The following is a 21,219-nucleotide window of genomic DNA, read 5'->3' on the forward strand; positions in this document are numbered from 1 at the left end:
GACGCTGCCTCCGCACGAGCCGGTGAACCGGCAATCTGCGGACCAAAGGAATTCGGAATCTCGCTTGGGATCGCGTGACGACGACTGTGCCCGATGGGCCCAGCGAAGCAATATTGCTCTCCCCGAGTTTCAGCCTTTGGAGGCCTCAACATGTCGGCGGACCGCAGTCGTCGTTGACTGAGTGGTTACTGTGCAAGCAATCCATGTGCCAGATGACAGGCCACGTATCGTGGCCAACTGCTGGCGCGGTTACGGTGCGTTTTGCGCCTTTCCGTGACGAGCGGACCATCAATGGACCAAGGGTCCGAGAGGTACGAAAGTCAGCCTGCCCATTTTTTGTGCGACGCACAAGAACTGGGCTGTTCGCCGAATTTGACAGCGCGCTGAGATTTGCCACCAAAGGGTCGTTTCGGCGCAACGCTCTGTTTTTGCTTGGCATCGCCGAATTGTTCGCTCTGGCACGCTTCTTGTTTGAGAATGCGCGACGCCATCGATGCCGTCCCTCGAAGATCTCCATCCGAATTGTGACTTCTGCCATCCGGGGCTTCCCCGGAGACGTGCCGCCGTGCGCGTCGTGCGGTCGGCATGTGCGGATGGTCGCTCCGGTCACAAAGGATCATCACATTCAATGACGAAGCCAATTGATCAGTCCTCGCGCAGCGGTCGTCGCGGCCACCATCTTGGCGGAGCCAGCGCGAACGCGCTCATGCTCCTCGACCGCCGCACGTTCCTCGCCGCAGGCACCGTCGCCGCGGCGTTTGCGGTCGCTCCCGGCCGCGTCCGCGCCGCCGCGCTCAAACCCGAGAAGGAAGAATTGAAGCTCGGCTTCATCAAGCTCACCGACATGGCGCCGCTCGCAGTTGCCAAGGAGAACGGGTACTTCGAGGACGAAGGTCTGTTCGTTACGCTGGAGGCGCAGGCCAACTGGAAAGTTCTGCTGGACCGCGTCATCAGTGGCGAGCTGGACGGCGCGCACATGCTGGCGGGCCAGCCATTGGCGGCCACGATCGGCTTTGGCACGAAGGCGCACATCATCACGCCGTTCTCGATGGACCTCAATGGAAACGCCATCACGGTCTCGAACGAGATATTCGCGATGATGAAGCCGAACATCCCGAAGGATGCGAGCGGCAAGCTCGTGCATCCGATCAAGGCCGATACGTTGCGTCCGGCGATCGAGAAGCTGAAGGCCGACGGCAAGTCTTTCAAGATGGGCATGGTCTTCCCGGTGTCTACCCATAATTACGAGCTGCGCTACTGGCTCGCTTCGGGCGGCATCAACCCCGGCTATTATTCGTCCGGCGACGTGACCGGAACGGTCGGGGCCGAAGCGCTGCTGTCGGTGACGCCGCCGCCACAGATGCCAGCGACGCTCGAAGCCGGCACCATCAACGGCTACTGCGTCGGCGAGCCCTGGAACCAGGCCGCGGTGTTCAAGGGCATCGGCGTGCCCGTGATCACCGACTATGAGATATGGAAGAACAATCCGGAGAAGGTGTTCGGCATCACCGCGGCCTTTGCCGACAAGAATCCAAACACCGTGCTGGCCCTGACCAAAGCGCTGATCCGTGCCGCGATGTGGCTGGACGAGAATGCCAACGCCAATCGCGCCAAGGCCGTCGAGCTGTTGTCGAAGCCCGAGTATGTCGGCGCCGACAAGGCAGTCATCGCCAACTCGATGACCGGCACTTTCGAATACGAGAAAGGCGACAAGCGCTCCATCCCGGACTTCAACGTGTTCTTCCGCTATTTCGCGACCTATCCCTACTATTCCGACGCGGTCTGGTATCTGACGCAGATGCGCCGCTGGGGGCAGATCGCGGAGGCCAGGGACGACGCCTGGTACGAGGCGACGGCCAAGAGCGTGTATCGTCCGGATATCTATCTTTCCGCGGCCAAGCTTCTGATCGCCGACGGCAAAGCGAACAAGGACGACTTCCCTTGGGAGAGCGAGGGTTATCGTGCGCCGACCTCGGAATTCATCGATGGCGTCACTTACGATGGTCGCAAGCCCAACGCCTACATCGATAGCCTGAAGATCGGTCTAAAGGGCAAGCAGAAGATCGACGGTGCCAAGGTCATCGACGGCTGACGCGCATGAGCCGGGCCGCCGTCAGGCCGGCCCGGTCTCCTCACTCGAAGTCGGGCGATGAACGCCGAGGGATAAGACTATGGCAGCGGTTACCGACTACATCGACCTCAGCGCAGAGGAGCGCAAGCGTGCCCGCCGGGAGCGGGTGTTTGCGCGCATCAATGCAGCAGCGATTTATCTCAACATCCTCGGATTGGGATGGCTCGTGCCACTGGCCCGTATTGTGGCCGGCGACAGCGTCAAGCCGCAGTTGAAGGAGCTACGCCAGGGATTGCTGGTGCCGCTGATTGGCATCGGAGTCTTCCTTCTGGCATGGGCCTGGGCAGCGCCGCGGGTCAAGACGTCGCTCGGCGCCATCCCGGGGCCCGCCGAGGTCTGGACGCAGGCCGGAAACCTGTACGCCGACCATCTGGCCGAGCGCGCCAAGCGGGCGGCTTTCTACGAACGCCAGGATCAACGTAACGCCAAAGTCGTCGCTGACGGTCATCCCGAGGATGTCCGGCATCGTGGCTATGCAGGCAAGCCAACTTATTTCGACCAAATACTAACCAGTCTCATGACGGTGGCGCTCGGCTTTGCCGTGGCGACGCTTGTTGCCGTGCCGCTCGGTATCCTATGCGGCCTCTCCCGGACCATGAACAGTGCTCTCAACCCACTGATCCAGATATTCAAGCCGGTATCGCCGCTTGCGTGGCTCCCGATCGTGACCATGGTGGTCTCGGCGCTTTATGTGAACCCGTCGGAATTGCTACCGAAGTCGCTGGTCATCTCCGCCATCACGGTGACGCTGTGTTCATTGTGGCCGACGTTGATAAACACCGCGCTTGGAGTGGCTTCGATCGACAAGGACCTGCTCAACGTCGGCCGCGTCCTGCAGCTACCGACATGGCGCACCGTCACCAAGCTGGTCCTGCCAAGTTCGCTGCCGCTGATCTTCACCGGATTGAGACTCTCTCTCGGCGTGGGCTGGATGGTGCTGATCGCGGCGGAAATGCTTGCGCAGAATCCGGGCCTTGGGAAATTCGTCTGGGACGAGTTTCAGAACGGCTCGTCGCAGTCGCTGGCCCGGATCATCCTGGCTGTGCTGACGATCGGGATCATCGGCTTCCTGCTCGATCGCGTGATGTACGCGCTCCAGTCCGCTTTCACCTTTTCCAGCCAGCGCTGAGGCCCTGATGTCGTTCCTGTCGCTGAAGGGGCTCCGCAAGGGCTACGGTGCCGGCGCCAAGCGCACCGACGTGCTGTCGAATGTCAATCTTGAGGTCGCCGAGGGCGAGTTCATCGCCATCGTGGGCTTCTCGGGCAGCGGCAAGACGACACTGATCTCGGCGATCGCCGGGCTGGTGCAGCCGGATGCCGGCGAGATCACGCTCAAGGGCAAACCGGTCGCGGGGCCCGGCCCGGACCGCGGCATCGTCTTTCAGTCGTACTCGCTGATGCCGTGGTTGACGGTACGCGGCAACATCGCTCTCGCTGTCGATCAGGTGTTTGCCCGCGAAAGCAAGGCTCAGCGCGCCGGCCGCGTCGACCGCTACATCGACATGGTCGGGCTTACGCACGCGGCGACCCGCCTGCCGGCCGAACTGTCCGGCGGCATGCGCCAGCGCGTCGCCGTTGCCCGTGCGCTTGCAACCAGCCCCGAGATCTTGCTGCTCGACGAGCCGCTATCGGCACTCGACGCGTTGACCCGCGCCAAGCTCCAGGACGAGATCGTCGACATCTGGTCGCGCGACAAGCGCACCGTGGTGCTGGTTACCAATGACGTCGACGAAGCGATCCTGCTCGCCGATCGCATCATTCCGTTGTTGCCGGGCCCGAACGCGACGCTCGGGCAGCAGTTCAAAGTCGACATCCCGCGCCCGCGCGACCGGTCCTCGATCAACGAGGATCCGCATTTCAAGCGGCTGCGGCAGGCCGTCACCGGCTATCTCCTTGACGTCGCGAAAGAGCGCTCGGCCGAAGCCGATGCGACGGTTCGTACCCTGCCCAACGTCATACCCATCACGCAGATGGACAAGCCGCCGACGGCCTATCAGAAGGCGGCTGCTACGGTGACCTTCAACACAGATCGCTATCTCGAATTCTCCCAGCTCTCGAAGGTCTATCCGACGCCGACGGGGCCGCTGACCATCGTGGAGAACTTCGACCTCAAGGTTCGCAAGGGCGAGTTCATCACGGTGATCGGTCATTCCGGCTGCGGCAAGTCGACGGTGCTGTCGATGACTGCAGGTCTCAACGAGGTCTCCCTCGGGGGCATCATTCTCGACGGCCGCGAGGTAACGACGGCCGGTCCCGACCGTGCGGTCGTATTCCAGGCACCTTCATTGTTTCCCTGGCTGACGGCACGCGAGAACGTTGCGCTCGGTGTCGACCGCGTCTATCCGCACGCTACGCGGCGACAGCGCGACGAGATCGTCGACTATTACCTCGAGCGGGTGGGGCTTGCGGATTCTTTCGACAAGTCGGCTGCGGCAATGTCGGACGGCATGCGCCAACGAGTCGGCATCGCGCGTGCCTTCGCGCTGTCGCCAAAATTGCTGTTGCTGGACGAGCCGTTCGGCATGCTGGACAGCCTCACCCGCTGGGACCTCCAGGAGGTACTGATGGAGGTCTGGAAGCGCACGCAAGTAACGGCGATGTGCGTGACCCATGATGTCGACGAGGCGATCCTGCTTGCCGACCGCGTGGTGATGATGACCAACGGACCGTACGCCCGGATCGGTCACATCATGGAGGTCGACATCCCTCGGCCGCGCACGCGAAAGGCTCTGCTCGAGCACCCCAATTACTACCGATATCGCCGCGAGTTGCTCGATTTTCTCGAAGCTTACGAGCATGGAGCCGTGTCGAAGGCGCCGCCGAAACCAGCGGTCAATCCGGAAGCGGCGTGATCAGGCGCGCATGCACGTTCAAATCGGTTGCATCAAGCTCAATCCTTGTGCGCCGCACAGGGATTGAGCGAATCGCAAAATTTGCGTGCGGAATAGTCCTGCGAAAAATCGGAGCACTCCGAACAAGCTCCTGAATTTCCAGCGTTTCCGGAATGTGCGCAGTTGGCACGGAAATTGAAGCACCAATTGCGACGCCAACGACGACGTCCCTCAACATCATCAATCAGCATCGTAACTCGCCACCGGGGTGAAGCCTCGGAACGCGCCTCCGTGGCCGGAGGTTGAGCCTGCAACGACGCAGCGGTGAGCCTGGAAGGGATACTCAATGAAGAAGAATCCATCTTGGATTTCTGACTGGCGCCCCGAAGATGAGGCGTTCTGGAATGCGGGCGGCAAGACGATCGCCCGACGCAACCTGATCTGGTCGATCGTGGCCGAGCATATCGGCTTCTCGGTCTGGCTGATCTGGAGCATCGTCACCACCAAGCTGCCGCAGGCGGGCTTCCACTACACCACCGACCAGCTGTTCCAGCTCGTCGCGGTGCCCGGGCTGATCGGCGCGTTGATGCGCTTTCCCTACACTTTTGCGGTGACGACGTTCGGCGGCCGCAACTGGACCATCTTCAGTGCGGCGATCCTGTTCATTCCGACGCTCTCGCTGGCCTATTTCGTCGGCCAGCCCGATACGCCGTTCTGGCTGATGCTGCTGATTGCCTCGACCGCCGGTCTCGGCGGCGGCAATTTTGCTTCCAGCATGACCAACATCTCTTTCTTCTTCCCCGACCGGATGAAGGGGTGGGCTCTGGGACTGAATGCGGCCGGCGGCAATATCGGCGTCTCCAGCGTGCAGCTCCTGACCCCGATCCTGATGACGCTCGCCGTCATCAACCTGTTCCAGGCATCGCCCGTTGACGGTGTTTTCCTGCAAAACGCCGGCCTGATGTGGGTGCTGCCCATCGCGATCGCGGTGTTCGGCGCAGTGTTCTTCATGAACAACCTGACCACGGCCAAGTCGTCGATCAAGAACCAGCTCGCCGTGGTCAAGCGCAAGCACACCTGGATCATGGCGTATCTCTATATCGGCACGTTCGGCTCCTTCATCGGCTACTCGGCTGCATTTCCGCTGTTGATCAAGACCCAGTTCCCGCAGGTCACCATTGCGATCGCGTTCCTGGGACCGCTGGTCGGCTCGCTCTCGCGGCCGCTCGGCGGTTGGCTTGCCGACAGGATCGGCGGCTCGGTGATCACGTTCTGGAATTTCATCGTGATGGCAGGCGCGACGATCGGCGTGCTCTACTTCGTCGGGCACAAGGATTTCATCGGCTTCCTGTCGATGTTCCTGGTCCTGTTCGTGACGACGGGCATCGGCAACGGCTCGACCTACCGCATGATCCCCTCGATCTTCCGCGAGCACAATTTGTTCAGGGTGCGCGGCAAGGGCGATGCGGAGCGCGCGGCCGCCTTGAAGACGGCGAGCATCGAGAGCGGTGCTGCGGTTGGCTTCATCGGCGCGGTCGGCGCCGTCGGCGGCTATCTGATCCCGACCGGGTTCGGCAAGTCGATCGCGCTGACCGGTGGGCCGCAGCTCGCGCTCGCGATCTATCTCGGCTTCTACGCCTCCTGTCTCGCGCTGACCTGGTGGTTCTATCTGCGTCGCAGCCCGCAGGGCGAAGGCGCGTCAACCCTCGCCGGCGCGCGTGTCTAATACTTGGTACGAAACTCGCTTCTCCCCGTACGCGGGGAGAAGCATTGCCCGACAGTTTGACAATGAACCTGGTTCGCAATGGCGCGCACCAAGGCAAACCCAACAGGCAGGAGAACATCATGACGCCAGAACAGATCACCCTCGTCCAACAGAGCTTTGCCAAGGTCGCGCCGATTTCCGCGCAAGCCGCGGTGCTGTTCTACGATCGCCTGTTCGAGGTCGCGCCATCCGTGCGCGCGATGTTTCCCGAGGACATGACCGAGCAGCGCAAGAAGCTGATGGGCATGCTCGCTGCCGTCGTCGGCGGTCTGTCGAACCTGGACTCGATTCTTCCCGCGGCCTCGGCGCTTGCGAAGCGTCACGTCGCCTACGGCGCCAAGGCCGAGCACTACCCCGTGGTCGGCGCGACCTTGCTGTGGACCTTGGAGAAGGGCCTCGGCGAAGCCTGGACGCCCGAACTCGCTACCGCCTGGACTGACGCCTACGGCGTGTTGTCCGGCTACATGATTTCCGAGGCCTACGGCGCACAGCCGCAGGCCGCCGAATAGGAGATGCGTTGTGAGCGAACCGCTGGTCATCGTCGGTAACGGTATGGCGGCCGCGCGTCTGGTCGACGAGCTCGCCAAGACCTCGCTCGGCCGCTACGCGGTCGCCGTGATCGGCGAAGAGCCGCGGCTCGCTTACAACCGCGTTCTGCTCTCCTCCGTGCTGGCCGGGGAGACCGGCTCGCACGAGATCGAACTGCGGCCTGCCGACTGGTGGCGCCATCGCGGCGTCACGGTGCGCTACGGCTATCGCGTCACCGAGATCGACACCGGCCGACGCGAGCTCAAGATCGAGGGCGAAGAGAGCATGGAATATTCCAAGCTCGTGCTCGCCGTCGGCTCGACGCCGCTGCGGCTCAACGTGCCCGGCGCCGATCTCGCCGGCGTGCACACCTTTCGCGACACCCGGGACGTCGATCTGCTGCTGACCCTTGCCGCGGCTAAGAAACGCGTCGTCGTGGTCGGCGGTGGTCTGCTCGGACTCGAAGCGGCTTACGGCCTCGCCAAGGCCGGAGCGCCCGTGACGCTGCTGCACCTGATGGACCGGCTGATGGAGCGCCAGCTCGATGCCCCCGCCGCCGACCTGCTCAAGACGCTGGTCGAGCGCAAGGGCATTCGCATCCTGCTCAATGCATCCACAGCCCGCATTCACGGCGAGGGCCATGTCGAAGCGGTCGAGCTTGCCGACGGCAGCCGCATCGAGGCCGATGCGGTGATCTTCGCCGCCGGCATCAGGCCCAACATTGCGCTCGCAAAAGACGCCGGCATCGCAGTCAACCGCGGCATCGTCGTCAACGACGAGATGCAGACGGCGTCACCCGATATCTACGCGCTCGGCGAATGCGCCGAGCATCGCGGCACCTGCTACGGCCTCGTCGAGCCTGCCTACGAGCAGGCGCGCGTGCTGGCGCGGCATCTCTCCGGCCGTCCCGCGGCCTATCAGGGCAGCGTGGTCTCGACCAATTTGAAGGTGTCGGGCGTCAGCGTGTTCTCCGCCGGCGACTTCATGGGCGGGGAGGGCAGCGAGAGCCTCGTGCTGTCAGACCGCAGGCGTGGCACCTACAAGAAGCTCGTGATCGCCGAGGGCCGGCTGACCGGCGCCCTGCTGATCGGCGATACCGTCGATGCGCTCTGGTATCTCGAACTGATCCGCAATCGCGAAAAGGTGGCGGCGATCCGCGCAGACATGATGTTCGGCCGCGCGCTCGCGCGTCCCTCCAAGGCGGCTTGATAGAGGCGGCTTGATATGACGGCGATCGATCCCACGCTCCGCGCCACCAAGACGACCTGTCCGTATTGCGGCGTCGGCTGCGGCGTGCTGGCCACGCCAGACGGCAAGGGCGGCGCGGCGATCGCGGGCGATCCCGATCATCCTGCCAATTTCGGCCGGCTGTGCTCCAAGGGTTCGGCGCTCGGCGAGACCGTCGGGCTGGAAAGCCGGCTGCTCTATCCGATGATCCGCTGCAAGGGCGTGCTCGAACGCGTCGCTTGGAGCGATGCGCTCGATCACGTCGCCCACCGCATGCAGCACATCGTCGCGCGCGACGGCGCCGACGCGGTCGCATTCTATCTCTCCGGCCAACTTCTGACCGAGGATTATTACGTCGTCAACAAGCTGATGAAGGGCTTTGTCGGCACCGCCAACGTCGACACCAATTCGCGGCTCTGCATGTCGTCCTCGGTCGCCGGTCACCGCCGCGCCTTCGGCGCCGACACCGTGCCCGGCTGCTACGAGGATCTCGACCAGGCCGATCTGCTCGTCTTCGTCGGCTCGAATGCCGCCTGGTGCCATCCCGTGCTGTTCCAGCGCATGCTGAAGAACAGGCAGGAGCGCGGCGCCCGCATGATCGTGATCGATCCGCGCCGCACCGACACCGCGACCGACGTCGATCTGTTCCTGGGCCTCAAGCCCGGCACCGACACGGCGCTGTTCTCCGGCCTGTTCGTTCACCTCGCCGACAATGGTGCGCTCGATCAGGACTATATCGCGCAAAACACGTCGGGCTTTGACGACGCGCTGGCGCGCGCACGCAGCATCGCCGGCGGCGTCACCGCGACCGCACTGGCGACCGGCCTTTCCGAGCCGGACGTTGCTACTTTCTTCAAGATGTTCCGTGACACGCCCCGCGTCGTCACGCTGTACTCGCAAGGCGTCAACCAGTCGGCGCAGGGCACCGACAAGGTCAACGCGATCCTGAACTGCCATCTTGCCACGGGCCGCATCGGCAAGCCCGGTGCCTCGCCGTTCTCGCTCACCGGCCAGCCCAACGCGATGGGTGGTCGCGAGGTCGGCGGCCTCGCCAACCAGCTCGCCGCGCACATGAACTTCACGCCGCCGGACATCGATCGCGTGCGGCGGTTCTGGAAGGCGCCGCGCATTGCCACCCATGAAGGGTTGAAGGCGGTGCAGCTGTTCGAAGCCATCAACCGCGGCGAGGTCAAGGCCCTGTGGGTGATGGGCACCAACCCCGCGGTCTCGCTGCCCGATGCCGACTTCGTGCGCGAGGCGCTGAAGAAGCTCGAGCTGTTCGTGGTGTCCGAGAACGTGCTCTCCAACGACACCGTCGAGGCCGGACCGCACGTGCTGCTGCCCGCGCTCGCCTGGGGCGAGAAGTCGGGCACCGTGACCAATTCCGAGCGCCGTATCTCGCGCCAGCGCTCGTTCCTGCCGGCGCCAGGCGAGGCGCGGCCGGACTGGTGGATCCTGAGCGAAACCGCAAAACGCCTCGGCTTCGGCGACAGTTTTAATTACAAATCCGTTGCCGACATCTTTCGCGAGCACGCCGCGCTCTCGGCGTTCGAGAACGATGGCAGCCGCGATTTCGACATCGGCGCGCTGACCTCGCTATCCGACGAGGGCTTCGACGCCTTGAAGCCCGTGCAGTGGCCTGCGCGCGAAGGCGAGGCGCCCGGCGAGCGGTTTTTCGCGGCTGGCGGCTTCTTCACCAATGACGGCAAGGGTCGCTTCGTTGCGACGGAGGTGCCGGCGCTGCGCGGCGAGACCGGGCCGTCGCGGCCGCTGCGGCTCAATACCGGGCGCATCCGCGACCAGTGGCACACCATGACCCGTACGGGCCTCAGCCAGCGGCTCGGTGCGCATCTGCCCGAGCCGTTCGTCGAGATTCATCCCGACGACGCCAACAAATACAACATCGTCCACGACGGCTATGCCCGCATTACGAGCGACTATGGCCAGTGCATTCTGAAGGCCGTCGTCAGCGACCGGCAGCAGCGCGGCACGCTGTTCGCGCCAATCCACTGGAGTGCGATGAACGCCTCGCACGGTCGCGTCGGGGCGCTGGTTGCACCGTTCACCGATCCGTTCTCGGGACAGCCGGAGTCCAAGGCGACACCAGCTGCGATCGTGCCTTATGAATACGTCTTCCGCGGCTTTGCGTTGTCGCGCAAGCAGCTGGAGCTGCCGCCGAATCTGATGTGGACCCGCGTCACTGTCACGGGCGGCTTCGGCTATCTCTTCGCCGACAATGCGGATCTGTCGCGCTGGCCGGCCTGGCTCGGTGGCGTTGCCGGCGAGGACGTCGCCGACTATCGCGACTTCGGCGGCGGCGTTTATCGCGCGGCGTCGTTTGTGGGCGACCGCATCGAAACCTGCCTGTTCGTCGGCCCCGCGCATGATGCCGGCGACTGGGAGGTGGTGAAGAGCCTGTTCGTCGCCGACCACGTCACCGACGAGCAGCGGCGCATGCTGCTGTCCGGCAAGTCCAGCGAGGGCGCGGCTTCGACCGGGCCTGTCGTCTGCGCCTGCTTCGGCGTTGGCCGCGGCACCATCTGCGACACCATCGTCGCGGGCGCGCGCACGGCCGCCGAGATCGGCGCAAAGCTCAAGGCCGGCACCAATTGCGGCTCCTGCATCCCCGAGCTGAAGCGCCTGATCGCGACCACCGAGGTGGCACCGGCGATGCAGGCCAAGCGCGCGGGCGCGGCGGGGTAGAGGTCTCTCCTGATCGTCGTCCTGGCGAAAGCCAGGACCCATTACCCCGGTCAGCGTTTGTCGAAGCCCGTTGTGGCCACTATCCGCAACAATATGTCCCTGTGGTAATGGGTCCTGGCTTTCGCCAGGACGACCCCGAGAGTGTGGTGAAGCTGTCGCACCAATCGACGACCCCTCCGTTGTGCCCTATGCTGCCGCGCATTCCGCCAGTTCAACAAAGATAACAACAATGATGTACCTGGAAACGCCGCCGCGCCTGATCGAGACCAGGCTCTTCTCCGCCATGCCCGACAAATTCCGCCGCAAGGGCGAACGGACGGATTGGGCCGATGCCAACCGGTCGGGTGTGCCGACGGACTCCTTCATCGAGGGGCCGTCGTTCGACAACAATGGAAATCTCTACATCGTCGACATTCCCTTCGGCCGCATCTTCCGCATTGCGCCTGACGGCGAGTGGTCGCTCGCGATTGAATATGAGGGCTGGCCGAACGGGCTGAAGATCGCGGCCGACGGCCGCATCCTGGTCGCCGACTACAGGCACGGCATCATGGAATTCGACGCCGAGGCAGGCCGCATCAAGCCTGTGCTGACCGCGCGCAATTCGGAATCATTCCGCGGCTGCAACGATTTGCATCTCGCTTCCAACGGCGACATCTATTTCACCGACCAGGGACAGACCGGCCTGCATGACGCAAGCGGCCGTGTCTATCGCCTGGCGCAAAGCGGCCGGCTGGATTGCCTGGTCGACACTGGCATCAGTCCGAATGGTCTGGTGCTCGATCCAACCGAGACCGTGCTGTTCGTCGCGATGACGCGCGACAACGCGGTGTGGCGGTTGCCGTTCATGAAGGACGGCAGCGTGTCGAAGGTCGGCCGCTTCTGCTCGCTGTTCGGCACCAGCGGTCCTGACGGGATGACCATGGATGCCAAGGGCCGCCTGTTCGTCGGTCACGCCTCGCTCGGCCATGTCTTCGTGTTCGCGCCCAACGGCGAATTGATCGCGCGGGTGAAATCGTGTGCCGGACCGAATTGCACCAATGTCACGATTGGTGGCGCGAACAAAGATCAGCTCTACATCACGGAGTCTGCGACCGGTAGCGTACTGGTCGCTGGCATCGGCGGATTGAACTCTTGAGCTCGATGGCGGTTGCCTGAGCGAACGAGTGGTATCGGAGCAATTATGAACACGAAACCCTTCGGCAAAACCGGCGCCAGCGTCTCCGTCATCGGGCAGGGCACTTGGTATCTCGACCATGGTGATCGTAAGCGCGCGATCGCGGCGCTTCAGCGCGGGCTCGATCTCGGCATGACCCACATCGACACCGCCGAGATGTATGGCGATGCCGAACTCGTCATTGCCGATGCGATCGCGGGCCGACGCGACGAGGTGTTCCTCGTGTCAAAGGTGCTGCCAAGCAACGCCTCGCGCCGCGGAACCATCACCGCCTGTGAGCGCTCGCTGAAGCGGCTGAAGACGGATCGGCTCGACTGCTATCTGCTGCATTGGCGCGGCTCGTATCCGCTGGAGGACACTGTGGCCGCGTTCGAGGAACTGGTGAAGGCCGGCAAGATCAAATCCTGGGGTGTCTCCAATTTCGATGCCGATGATCTCGACGAGATGCTCGACGCCGCCGGCGAAGGCCGCATCGCCTGCAATCAGGTGCTCTATCATCTGAGGGAACGCGCGATCGAGCACGCGGTGATCCCGTGGTGCGAGCAGCATGGTGTTGCCGTGGTCGCCTATTCGCCGTTCGGCCACGACGATTTCCCTGCGAGCAGCAGTAAGGGCGGCGCAGTGCTGGTGCGCATCGCGGAGGCGCGTCGCGCGACGCCGCGCCAGGTCGCGCTGAGCTTCCTCACCCGTGCGACTACGGTGTTCGCGATCCCGAAGGCGTCGTCCGCGGAACATGCAGGCGAAAATGCCGCGGCCGGCGATCTCGTGCTGACGAAAGACGAGATTGCGGAGCTCGATGCGGCGTTTCCGCGCGGTCCGAAGCCGCGCGGGCTGCCCATGCTGTAGTGCACAAACGCCCATTATTAATGGAGTCTTGACGCGCGCGGACGTGAGCGCATATCGGCATCCTGTTTTCGGAAGTTGTGAAAGCGGCGCAATTATCGTTTTTTACGATCATTCCCGATTCGCATTCCTAGGTTCCAGCCGTGACCCCGCCGCCCGCCGCAGCCGCAAGGCTCGACAGTATTCCCATGCCTATGCCGGAAAAGAAGCCGCAGGCGCGCCGCGCGCCCGCGCGCGTCGATCATCCTTTCAAGGGCATCGCGCTGGTGCTGCTGTCGACGATCTTTCTCGGTTGCTCCGATGTCACCGCGAAATATTTGTCGTCGAGCCTCCCGTCGATCGAGATCACCTGGATCCGCTTCGTGACGTTCGCGCTGATGTTCACGCCGGTGATGCTGCCGGGCTCGCCGCTTCATGCCATGCGCACCGAGCGCCTCGGCCTGCAGCTGATGCGCGGCGCGGCATTGCTGGGCTCTTCGCTGTTCTTCATCACCGGCCTGAGCTTCCTCCCGATCGCGGAAGCATCCGCGACCGGGTTCGTCTCGCCACTGTTCGTCACCGCTCTCTCGATCGTGTTCCTGAGCGAGAAGGTGGGCATGCGCCGCTGGATCGCCACCGCGATCGGCTTGACGGGCGTGATGATCATCCTGCGCCCGGGCTCCAGCGCGTTTCACGCCGCCGCGTTCTTCCCGATCGTCTCGGCGTTCTGCTGGGCTGCGGCGCTGATCCTGACGCGCATGATGAGCGGGCGCGAAGCCGTCCTCACCACCATGGCCTATTCGGCGCTGACGGGCGTTGCGATCCTCTCTCTGATGGTACCGTTCGTCTGGGTCGCGCCGACGTGGACCGCGATCGGGTTTGGCATCGTGATCGGCGTCGCCTCCACGGTCGGCCAGTGGATCATCGTGCTGGCCTATCGCTACGGCGATGCCTCGGTGCTGGCGCCGTTTTCCTACACGCAGTTGCTGTGGGTCAGCATTCTCGGCTTCTTCCTGTTCGGCGAAGTTCCGGATGTCTGGACCGTCACCGGCGCGGCCTTCATCGTCGCCAGCGGCCTCTACATCGCCCATCGCGAGCGCATCCGCCGCGCCCAGCTCCTGATCATGGAAGAGCGTTCCCCGAACCCCTGACGCAAGATCGCGCGTCCGCTTCGTGCTATCAATGGCTCCAACAAGACGGGAGGAGCCGGATGCGCGCTGCGATTTTCAGGAACGGTGAGATTGTCGTCGACCGGATCGCCGAGCCAAAGCCGGGCTCCGGCCAGGTGCTGGTCAAGACGCTCGCCTGCGGCATCTGCGGTTCCGACCTGCACGCGCGCCAGCACGCCCACCGCATGGTGGAGATGGCGAGAAAGACCGGCCGCAAGCCGATGGACCTCGCCCGTGACGTCGTGTTCGGCCACGAGTTCTGCTGCGAGATCGTCGACTTCGGCCCGGGGACTGTGCGCAAGCTCAAGCCGGGCACGCGCGTCTGCTCGCTGCCGGCCCTCGTGACTCCGCTGGGCATCGAGGGCATCGGCTATTCCAATGACAATATTGGCGGCTATGCCGAGGCGATGCTGCTGAGCGAAGCGCTGCTGCTCGAGGTGCCCAACGGTCTCGCGCCGGAGCATGCCGCGCTCACCGAACCGCTCGCGGTCGGCGTTCATGCCGTCGCCAAGGCCAACATCCGAGGCGGCGAGGTGCCGCTCGTGATCGGCTGCGGGCCGGTCGGGCTCGCGGTGATTGCGGCGCTGAAGCTCAAAGGCCTGCATCCGATCGTCGCGGCCGATTATTCGCCGGCGCGGCGCGCGCTTGCGGCAAAACTCGGCGCCGATGTCGTCGTGGATCCAAGGGTGTCGCAGCCCTATGCGACCTGGGCCGAGCATGCGCAGATGTCGGATGCGGAGAAGGCCGCGCGGCCGGCGTTGCAGGCGATGCTGCCCGCGTTGAAGCCCGCGATCATCTTCGAATGCGTCGGCGTGCCCGGTCTGTTGCAACAGGTGTTCGAAGGCGCGCCGCGCGATGCCAGGATCGTCGTGGTCGGTGTCTGCATGGAGACCGACAGGAGCGAGCCCATGCTCGGCATCATGAAGGAGCTCAACGTCCAGTACGTGCTCGGCTACACGCCGGACGAGTTTGCAGCCTCACTGCGCTTGATCGCGGAAGGGCAGGTGGATGCGGCGGCGATGGTCACCGCCGAGATCGGCATCGACGGCGTCGCAAAGGCTTTCGCCGACCTCGCCAACCCTGAAGCGCACACCAAGATCATCGTACAGCCGTGGCGGTGATGCCTTACACCGGCAGCGCGATCGAATATTTCACCTGGCTGAGCGCGAAGCTCGACTCGATCGAGGCGATGCCGTCGAGCCGGGTCAGCTTGGTCTTCAGGAAAGTTTCGTAGGAGGCGAGGTCGGCCGCGACAACGCGCAGGAGATAGTCGCGGTTGCCGGTCATCAGATAGCACTCCAGCACCTCGTCCCATTTCGAGATCGCCCGCGCGAAGCGGTTGAGATCCTCCTCCTTCTGCCGCGCCAGCTTGATCGAGATGAAAACGCTGACATGCAGCCCCAGCGCCTTCTGGTCCACGGTCGCGATGTAGCGCGAGATGACGCCGCGTTCCTCCAGCAGCTTGACCCGGCGATGGCAGGGCGACACCGACAGCCCGACCTTGTCGGCCAGCTCCTGCATGGTCAACCGGCTGTCGTTCTGGAGCAGAGCGAGGATTTTTCGGTCGATGGCGTCGAGGGCGGGCATTGGGATGAACCTGTCGTTTTTACCGATCGATTGGTAAGCTATCCCAACATCAGTTGCTATTGCGCGAAAAATTGAGAAGTTTAGCGCTTCCTGCAGGGGTATCATCGGGCACCTGTTTTCCGGGAGCATTGCCATGCCCGTTGATACCACCCGCCTCGACACGTTGACCGCGCTCGCCCGCAAGGCGCTGTGGCTGTCGTCATGGACCATTCATCACGCCAACCACATCCGCCCGAATGCGGACGGCCTGAAGGTCGGGGGACATCAGGCCTCGTCGGCCTCGCTCGCCACCATCATGTCGGCGCTGTATTTCCACGTGCTGAAACCCGAAGATCGCGTCGCGGTGAAGCCGCATGCAAGCCCGGTGTTCCACGCCATCCAATATCTGTTCGGCCGGCAGAGCCGCGACAAGCTGGAGAATTTTCGTGGCTTCAAAGGCGCGCAGTCCTATCCTTCGCGCACCAAGGACGTCGACGACGTCGATTTCTCCACCGGCTCGGTCGGCCTCGGCGTTGCGCAGACGCTGTTCGCCTCGCTGGTGCAGGACTATGTCAAGGCACATGGCTGGATGAAGGATCGCCGCGAAGGGCGAATGATTGCGCTGGTCGGCGACGCCGAGATGGACGAGGGCAACATCTTCGAGGCGCTGGCGGAAGGCTGGAAGCACGGGCTGCGCAACACCTGGTGGGTGGTCGACTACAACAGGCAGTCGCTGGACGCCGTGGTCCGCGAAGGCCTCTGGGAAAAGTTCGAGACCGTGTTCCGCAATTTCGGCTGGGACGTGGTGATCGTGAAATACGGCCGACTGATGCGCGAGGCCTTTGCGGAAGCTGGCGGCGAGGCGCTGAAGCGCTGGATCGACAATTGCCCGAACGCGCTCTACGCCGCCTTGTGTTTTCAGGGCGGCGCGGCGTTCCGCAAACACCTCCACGACGAGATCGGCGATCAGGGTCCCATCACCAAGCTGATCGATAAGCGCAGCGACGACGAATTGCTGGCGCTGATGTCGAACCTCGGCGGCCATGACATGGCGAGCATGCTGGACGCCTTTGAATCCATCGATCACGATCGCCCGGTCTGCTTCATCGCCTACACCATCAAGGGCGTCGGCCTGCCGTTCCAGGGTCACAAGGACAATCACGCCGGCCTGATGACGGTTGCGCAGATGGAGAAATATCGCGACAGCCAGAACATCCGGCCAGGACACGAATGGGACAGATACGAGGGTCTCGCCCAAAGTGCCGCCGAGCTCGACGCCTTCCTCGCGGGCGTGCCGTTCAACCAGGACGGCCGCCGGCTTACCGCGCCTGTGATCGAGGTGCCGTCGCAACTCGCCTTCAAGCCGGCGCCGCAGATGTCGACCCAGCAGGGTTTTGGTCTCGTGCTGAACGAGATCGCGCGCGGCGACAGCGAGCTTGCCAGGCGCATCGTCACGACATCGCCTGACGTCACCGTCTCGACCAATCTTGGTCCGTGGGTGAACCGGCGCGGCCTGTTCGCGCGCGGCGAGAAGGCAGACTTATTCCGCAGCGAGAAAATTCCATCCACCTTCAACTGGGATTTCTCGCCCAAGGGCCAGCATCTCGAACTCGGCATCGCCGAGATGAACCTGTTCATCATGCTCTCGGCGTTAGGCTTGTCGCACCAGATCAACGGCGAGCGGCTGCTGCCGGTCGGCACGTTGTACGATCCCTTCATCGAGCGCGGTCTCGATGCGCTGAACTATGCCTGCTACCAGGACGCCCGCTTCATGGTGGCGGCAACCCCGTCAGGTATCACGCTGGCACCCGAAGGCGGCGCGCACCAGTCGATCGCAACGCCTTTGATCGGCATGGCGCAGGATGGGCTTGCCTCGTTCGAGCCGGCCTTCGTCGACGAGCTCGCCGTGATCATGGCCTTCGGCTTCAACCACATGCAGCGCGATCCGGGCGAGGGTGGCTCGGTCTATTTGCGGCTCTCGACGCGCTCGATCGAGCAGGCGCAGCGGATCATGACACCCGAGCTTGCACAGGGCATCACCGACGGCGCCTATTGGCTGCGCAAGCCGGGCCCCAATGCCGAACTCATCATCGCCTATATCGGCGCCGTTGCGCCGGAAGCGATCGAGGCGACCGGCTTCATCGGCGAGAGCCGGCGCGACGTCGGCCTGCTCGCGATCACGTCCGCGGATCGCCTGCATGCGGGATGGACCGCCGCGCGGAAATTGCGCCGCGATCGGCGCGGCGTGCAGCATCTCAGCCACATCGAAAAACTGCTCGCGCCGCTGCCGCGCGACTGCGGCATCGTGACCGTGATCGACGGCCATCCGGCGGCGCTCGGATGGCTCGGCAGCGTCCGCGGCCACCGCGTCGAGGCGCTCGGCGTCGAGCATTTCGGCCAGACCGGCACCATCGCGGACCTCTATCGTCACCACGGTATCGACGCCAACGCCATCATCGATGCGGCCGAAAGCCTCACCACCGGCGCGCCGGTGCTGCATCGGAAGATGGCGGTGTAGTTCTCCGCCGTCCTGGCCCCCGTGCGCAATGGCGCACTGGGCCAGGACGACGGCAATCGAGACCTTGCCACCCCTCCGCCATCGGCTCATATAACCTCAGTCCGCCGCAATGCTGGCCCCGCACATGGCGGGTTCAATTGCCGGCGCTTTCGTGCAAGGATGCCTGCCGAAACGCCCCCAAGCCCCCCAAGAAGAGGTTCACTATGGTCAATCGCATGCAGTTCTACATCGACGGCGCCTGGGTCGATCCCGCCGTCAAGAAGTCCACCGCCGTGGTCAATCCGGCGACGGAAGAGGCGATGTACGAGGTTGCGCTGGGCTCCAAGGCCGACGTTGACAAAGCTGTCGCCGCCGCCAAGCGCGCGTTCGTGACGTTCTCCCAGACCAGCCGTGACGAGCGCGTCGCGCTGCTCACCAAGGTCATCGAGATCTACAAGGGCCGGCTCAAGGAGATCGGTGCCGCCGTCTCCGACGAGATGGGCGCGCCGCTGCCGATGGCCGAAAAGCTGCAGGCCGGCGCCGGCCTTGGCCACCTCATGACCACGCTCGACGTGCTCAAGAACTATCATTTCGAGGAACCGGTCGGCACCGCCATGGTGCTGCGCGAGCCGGTCGGCGTGGTCGGCATGATCACGCCCTGGAACTGGCCGCTCAACCAGATCGCCTGCAAGGTCGCGCCCGCGCTCGCCGCCGGCTGCACCATGATCCTGAAGCCGTCGGAGTTCACCCCGACCTCGGCCTTGATCTTTGCGGAAATCCTCCATGAAGCCGGCGTGCCGAAGGGCGTGTTCAACCTCGTCAACGGTCTCGGCCCCGAGGTCGGCGCCGCCATGAGCGAGCACCCCGACATCGACATGATCTCGTTCACCGGCTCGACCCGCGCCGGCATCGACGTGGCCAAGCGTGCGGCACCAACCGTGAAGCGCGTCAGCCAGGAGCTCGGTGGCAAGTCGCCGAACGTCATCCTCGAAGGCGCCGACCTCACGAAGGCGGTGACCGGCGGCGTGATGCACATGTTCAACAACTCCGGCCAGTCCTGCAACGCGCCCTCGCGCATGATCGTGCCGCTCTCGAAGATGAAGGAAGTCGCCGCGATCGCGAAGGCTGTCGCCGACAAGACCAAGGCGGGCGATCCGCGCGCCGAAGGCACCACCATCGGCCCCGTCGTCAACCGCGGCCAGTGGGACAAGATCCAGGGCCTGATCAAGAAGGGCATCGACGAGGGCGCAACGCTCGTCTCGGGCGGCCCGGGCCTGCCCGAGGGCGTCAACAAGGGCTTCTATGTCCGTCCGACCATCTTCGCCGACGTCACCCCTGACATGACGATCGCGCGCGAAGAGATCTTCGGACCGGTGCTGACCATCATCGGCGCCAAGGACGAAGCCGAGGCGGTGCACATCGCCAACGACACGCCCTATGGACTTGCCGGCTACGTCACGGGTGCGTCCGTCGAGGACGCCAAGCGCGTCGGCCGTCAGATCCGCGCCGGCAACGTCAACCTGCAGGGCGTGCCGAACGATCGCACCGCGCCGTTCGGCGGCTACAAGCAGTCCGGCAACGGCCGCGAGTGGGGCAAGTACGGCCTCGAGGACTTCCTCGAAGTGAAGGCCGTCGCCGGCTTCAACGCGGCATAGGTTTCGTCGCCTGAACGAACAAAGCGCCGGGGCAGGAAACCGCTCCGGCGTTTTGTTTTTTCGTAGCCCGCATGGAGCGAAGCGGAATGCGGGGAATGTCCCGGATTGCGCTTCGCTCCATCCGGGCTACGAGCTCACAAAAAAGGGCGGAGAAACTATCCCCCGACCGCGCCCTGCGTGTTCACATACAACGCGTAGATCGACTGGCTCGCCGCCATGAACAGGCGGTTGCGCTTGACACCGCCGAAGCAGAGGTTGGCGCAGCGCTCGGGCAGCGCGATGCGGCCGATCATGACGCCGTCGGGCGCGAACACCACGACCCCGTCGAGCTCGGGATCGCCCATGCCCCAGCCGCACCAGAGATTGCCGTCGATGTCGCAGCGCATGCCATCAGGCGTGCCCGGGCCTGCGTCGATGTGGACGCGCTTGTTCGAGATCGTGGTGCCGTCCGCCGAGACGTCATAGGCGAGGATCTTTCGGTTTGGCACGCCGCGCGATTCCACAACATAAAGAATTTTCTCGTCCGGCGAGAAGCACAGCCCGTTCGGACCCAGGACGCCTTCGGCGACGATGGTCGCCTTGCCGGTTGTGGGATCGAACCTGTAAACGTTCGGCTCGATCTCGGGCTCGGCCTTGTAGCCCTCGTAATTGCCGAGCAGGCCGAAGGTGGGATCGGTGAACCAGACCGCGCCGTCGGATTTCACCACGACGTCGTTTGGCGAGTTGAGCGTCTTGCCGCCGAACGAGTCCATCAGCACGGTGATGCTGCCGTCATATTCGGTGCGGGTCACGCGTCGCCCGCCATGCTCGCAGGTGACCAGCCGGCCCTGGCGATCCCTGGTGTTGCCGTTGGCGAAATTGGAGGGCTTGCGGAACACGCTGACGGCGCCGGTCTCCTCTTCCCATTTGATAATGCGCTGGTTCGGAATGTCGCTGCACAAGAGATAACGACCATCGCCGAACCACACCGGACCCTCGGCCCAGCGCAGGCCGGTCGTCAACCGCTCCACGGCCGAGAGTTTCAGCCAGTATTTTTCGAAGCGGGGATCCAGTGCTTTTATCGCGGGATCGGGGTAATAGGTCGCTGGCCGCCAGCCTTGAGTGTGGGACGATGCCTCATTCATGTCGGTTCTCTCGTTTCGTTCCCTCTG

The 21,219-nt window shown here is 63.9% G+C and carries 16 protein-coding genes; 13 read left to right on the plus strand and 3 right to left on the minus strand.

Annotated features, from left to right (window positions below; all coding sequences use genetic code 11):
• Positions 1-320 precede the first annotated feature (320 nt).
• Complete coding sequence (locus tag AC0L21_RS19880) at positions 321-491, minus strand: hypothetical protein (protein WP_473263512.1); 171 nt, start codon at positions 489-491, stop codon at positions 321-323.
• Positions 492-628: 137 nt separating this feature from the next.
• On the opposite strand from AC0L21_RS19880, the gene AC0L21_RS19885 reads away from it, so the two are divergent.
• The 11 genes from AC0L21_RS19885 to AC0L21_RS19935 all read left to right on the plus strand — a co-directional run bounded on the left by AC0L21_RS19885 (position 629) and on the right by AC0L21_RS19935 (position 15,471).
• Positions 629-2,092: a CmpA/NrtA family ABC transporter substrate-binding protein gene (locus tag AC0L21_RS19885; protein ID WP_473263513.1), complete on the plus strand. Its 1,464-nt coding sequence runs from the start codon at positions 629-631 to the stop codon at positions 2,090-2,092.
• Positions 2,093-2,171: 79 nt separating this feature from the next.
• Positions 2,172-3,260, plus strand: coding sequence for an ABC transporter permease (locus AC0L21_RS19890; protein ID WP_473263514.1), 1,089 nt, complete (start codon positions 2,172-2,174; stop codon positions 3,258-3,260).
• 7 nt (positions 3,261-3,267) lie between these two features.
• On the plus strand, positions 3,268-4,983 hold the full coding sequence (locus AC0L21_RS19895) for an ABC transporter ATP-binding protein (protein WP_473263515.1): 1,716 nt from the start codon (positions 3,268-3,270) through the stop codon (positions 4,981-4,983).
• Positions 4,984-5,308: 325 nt separating this feature from the next.
• Positions 5,309-6,688 (plus strand): MFS transporter, encoded by a 1,380-nt coding sequence (locus tag AC0L21_RS19900; protein WP_473263517.1) that lies wholly within the window; start codon positions 5,309-5,311, stop codon positions 6,686-6,688.
• Between the two features lie 119 nt (positions 6,689-6,807).
• Positions 6,808-7,236, plus strand: coding sequence for a globin family protein (locus tag AC0L21_RS19905; protein ID WP_354056597.1), 429 nt, complete (start codon positions 6,808-6,810; stop codon positions 7,234-7,236).
• 10 nt (positions 7,237-7,246) lie between these two features.
• Positions 7,247-8,464 carry an NAD(P)/FAD-dependent oxidoreductase gene (locus AC0L21_RS19910; RefSeq protein ID WP_473263520.1) on the plus strand — a complete coding sequence of 406 codons (1,218 nt, stop codon included), beginning with the start codon at positions 7,247-7,249 and terminating at the stop codon, positions 8,462-8,464.
• 15 nt (positions 8,465-8,479) lie between these two features.
• Positions 8,480-11,185, plus strand: coding sequence for a molybdopterin-dependent oxidoreductase (locus tag AC0L21_RS19915; RefSeq protein WP_473263521.1), 2,706 nt, complete (start codon positions 8,480-8,482; stop codon positions 11,183-11,185).
• A 232-nt stretch (positions 11,186-11,417) separates the two neighbouring features.
• Positions 11,418-12,320, plus strand: a complete 903-nt coding sequence (locus AC0L21_RS19920) for an SMP-30/gluconolactonase/LRE family protein (protein WP_473263555.1) — start codon at positions 11,418-11,420, stop codon at positions 12,318-12,320.
• Positions 12,321-12,365: 45 nt separating this feature from the next.
• Positions 12,366-13,205, plus strand: a complete 840-nt coding sequence (locus tag AC0L21_RS19925) for an aldo/keto reductase (protein ID WP_473263522.1) — start codon at positions 12,366-12,368, stop codon at positions 13,203-13,205.
• Positions 13,206-13,390: 185 nt separating this feature from the next.
• Positions 13,391-14,332, plus strand: coding sequence for a DMT family transporter (locus AC0L21_RS19930; RefSeq protein ID WP_473263557.1), 942 nt, complete (start codon positions 13,391-13,393; stop codon positions 14,330-14,332).
• Positions 14,333-14,391: 59 nt separating this feature from the next.
• Complete coding sequence (locus AC0L21_RS19935) at positions 14,392-15,471, plus strand: zinc-binding dehydrogenase (RefSeq protein WP_473263523.1); 1,080 nt, start codon at positions 14,392-14,394, stop codon at positions 15,469-15,471.
• 4 nt (positions 15,472-15,475) lie between these two features.
• Here AC0L21_RS19935 and AC0L21_RS19940 read toward each other — a convergent pair whose 3' ends face one another.
• Positions 15,476-15,937: an Lrp/AsnC family transcriptional regulator gene (locus AC0L21_RS19940; RefSeq protein ID WP_247342718.1), complete on the minus strand. Its 462-nt coding sequence runs from the start codon at positions 15,935-15,937 to the stop codon at positions 15,476-15,478.
• Between the two features lie 133 nt (positions 15,938-16,070).
• Here AC0L21_RS19940 and AC0L21_RS19945 point away from each other — a divergent pair, with 133 nt between their 5' ends.
• Both AC0L21_RS19945 and AC0L21_RS19950 read left to right on the plus strand, forming a co-directional pair.
• Entirely contained in the window at positions 16,071-18,434 is a 2,364-nt protein-coding gene (locus tag AC0L21_RS19945; protein WP_473263524.1) for a transketolase, read from the plus strand.
• A gap of 203 nt (positions 18,435-18,637) precedes the next feature.
• A complete protein-coding gene (locus AC0L21_RS19950; RefSeq protein WP_473263525.1) occupies positions 18,638-20,068 on the plus strand; it encodes an aldehyde dehydrogenase family protein in 1,431 nt (476 codons plus the stop codon).
• A 155-nt stretch (positions 20,069-20,223) separates the two neighbouring features.
• On the opposite strand, the gene AC0L21_RS19955 is transcribed toward AC0L21_RS19950, so the two are convergent.
• Complete coding sequence (locus AC0L21_RS19955) at positions 20,224-21,192, minus strand: SMP-30/gluconolactonase/LRE family protein (protein ID WP_473263527.1); 969 nt, start codon at positions 21,190-21,192, stop codon at positions 20,224-20,226.
• Positions 21,193-21,219: the final 27 nt, after the last annotated feature.

The sequence above is a fragment of the Bradyrhizobium sp. WSM4873 genome (genome assembly GCF_055811355.1).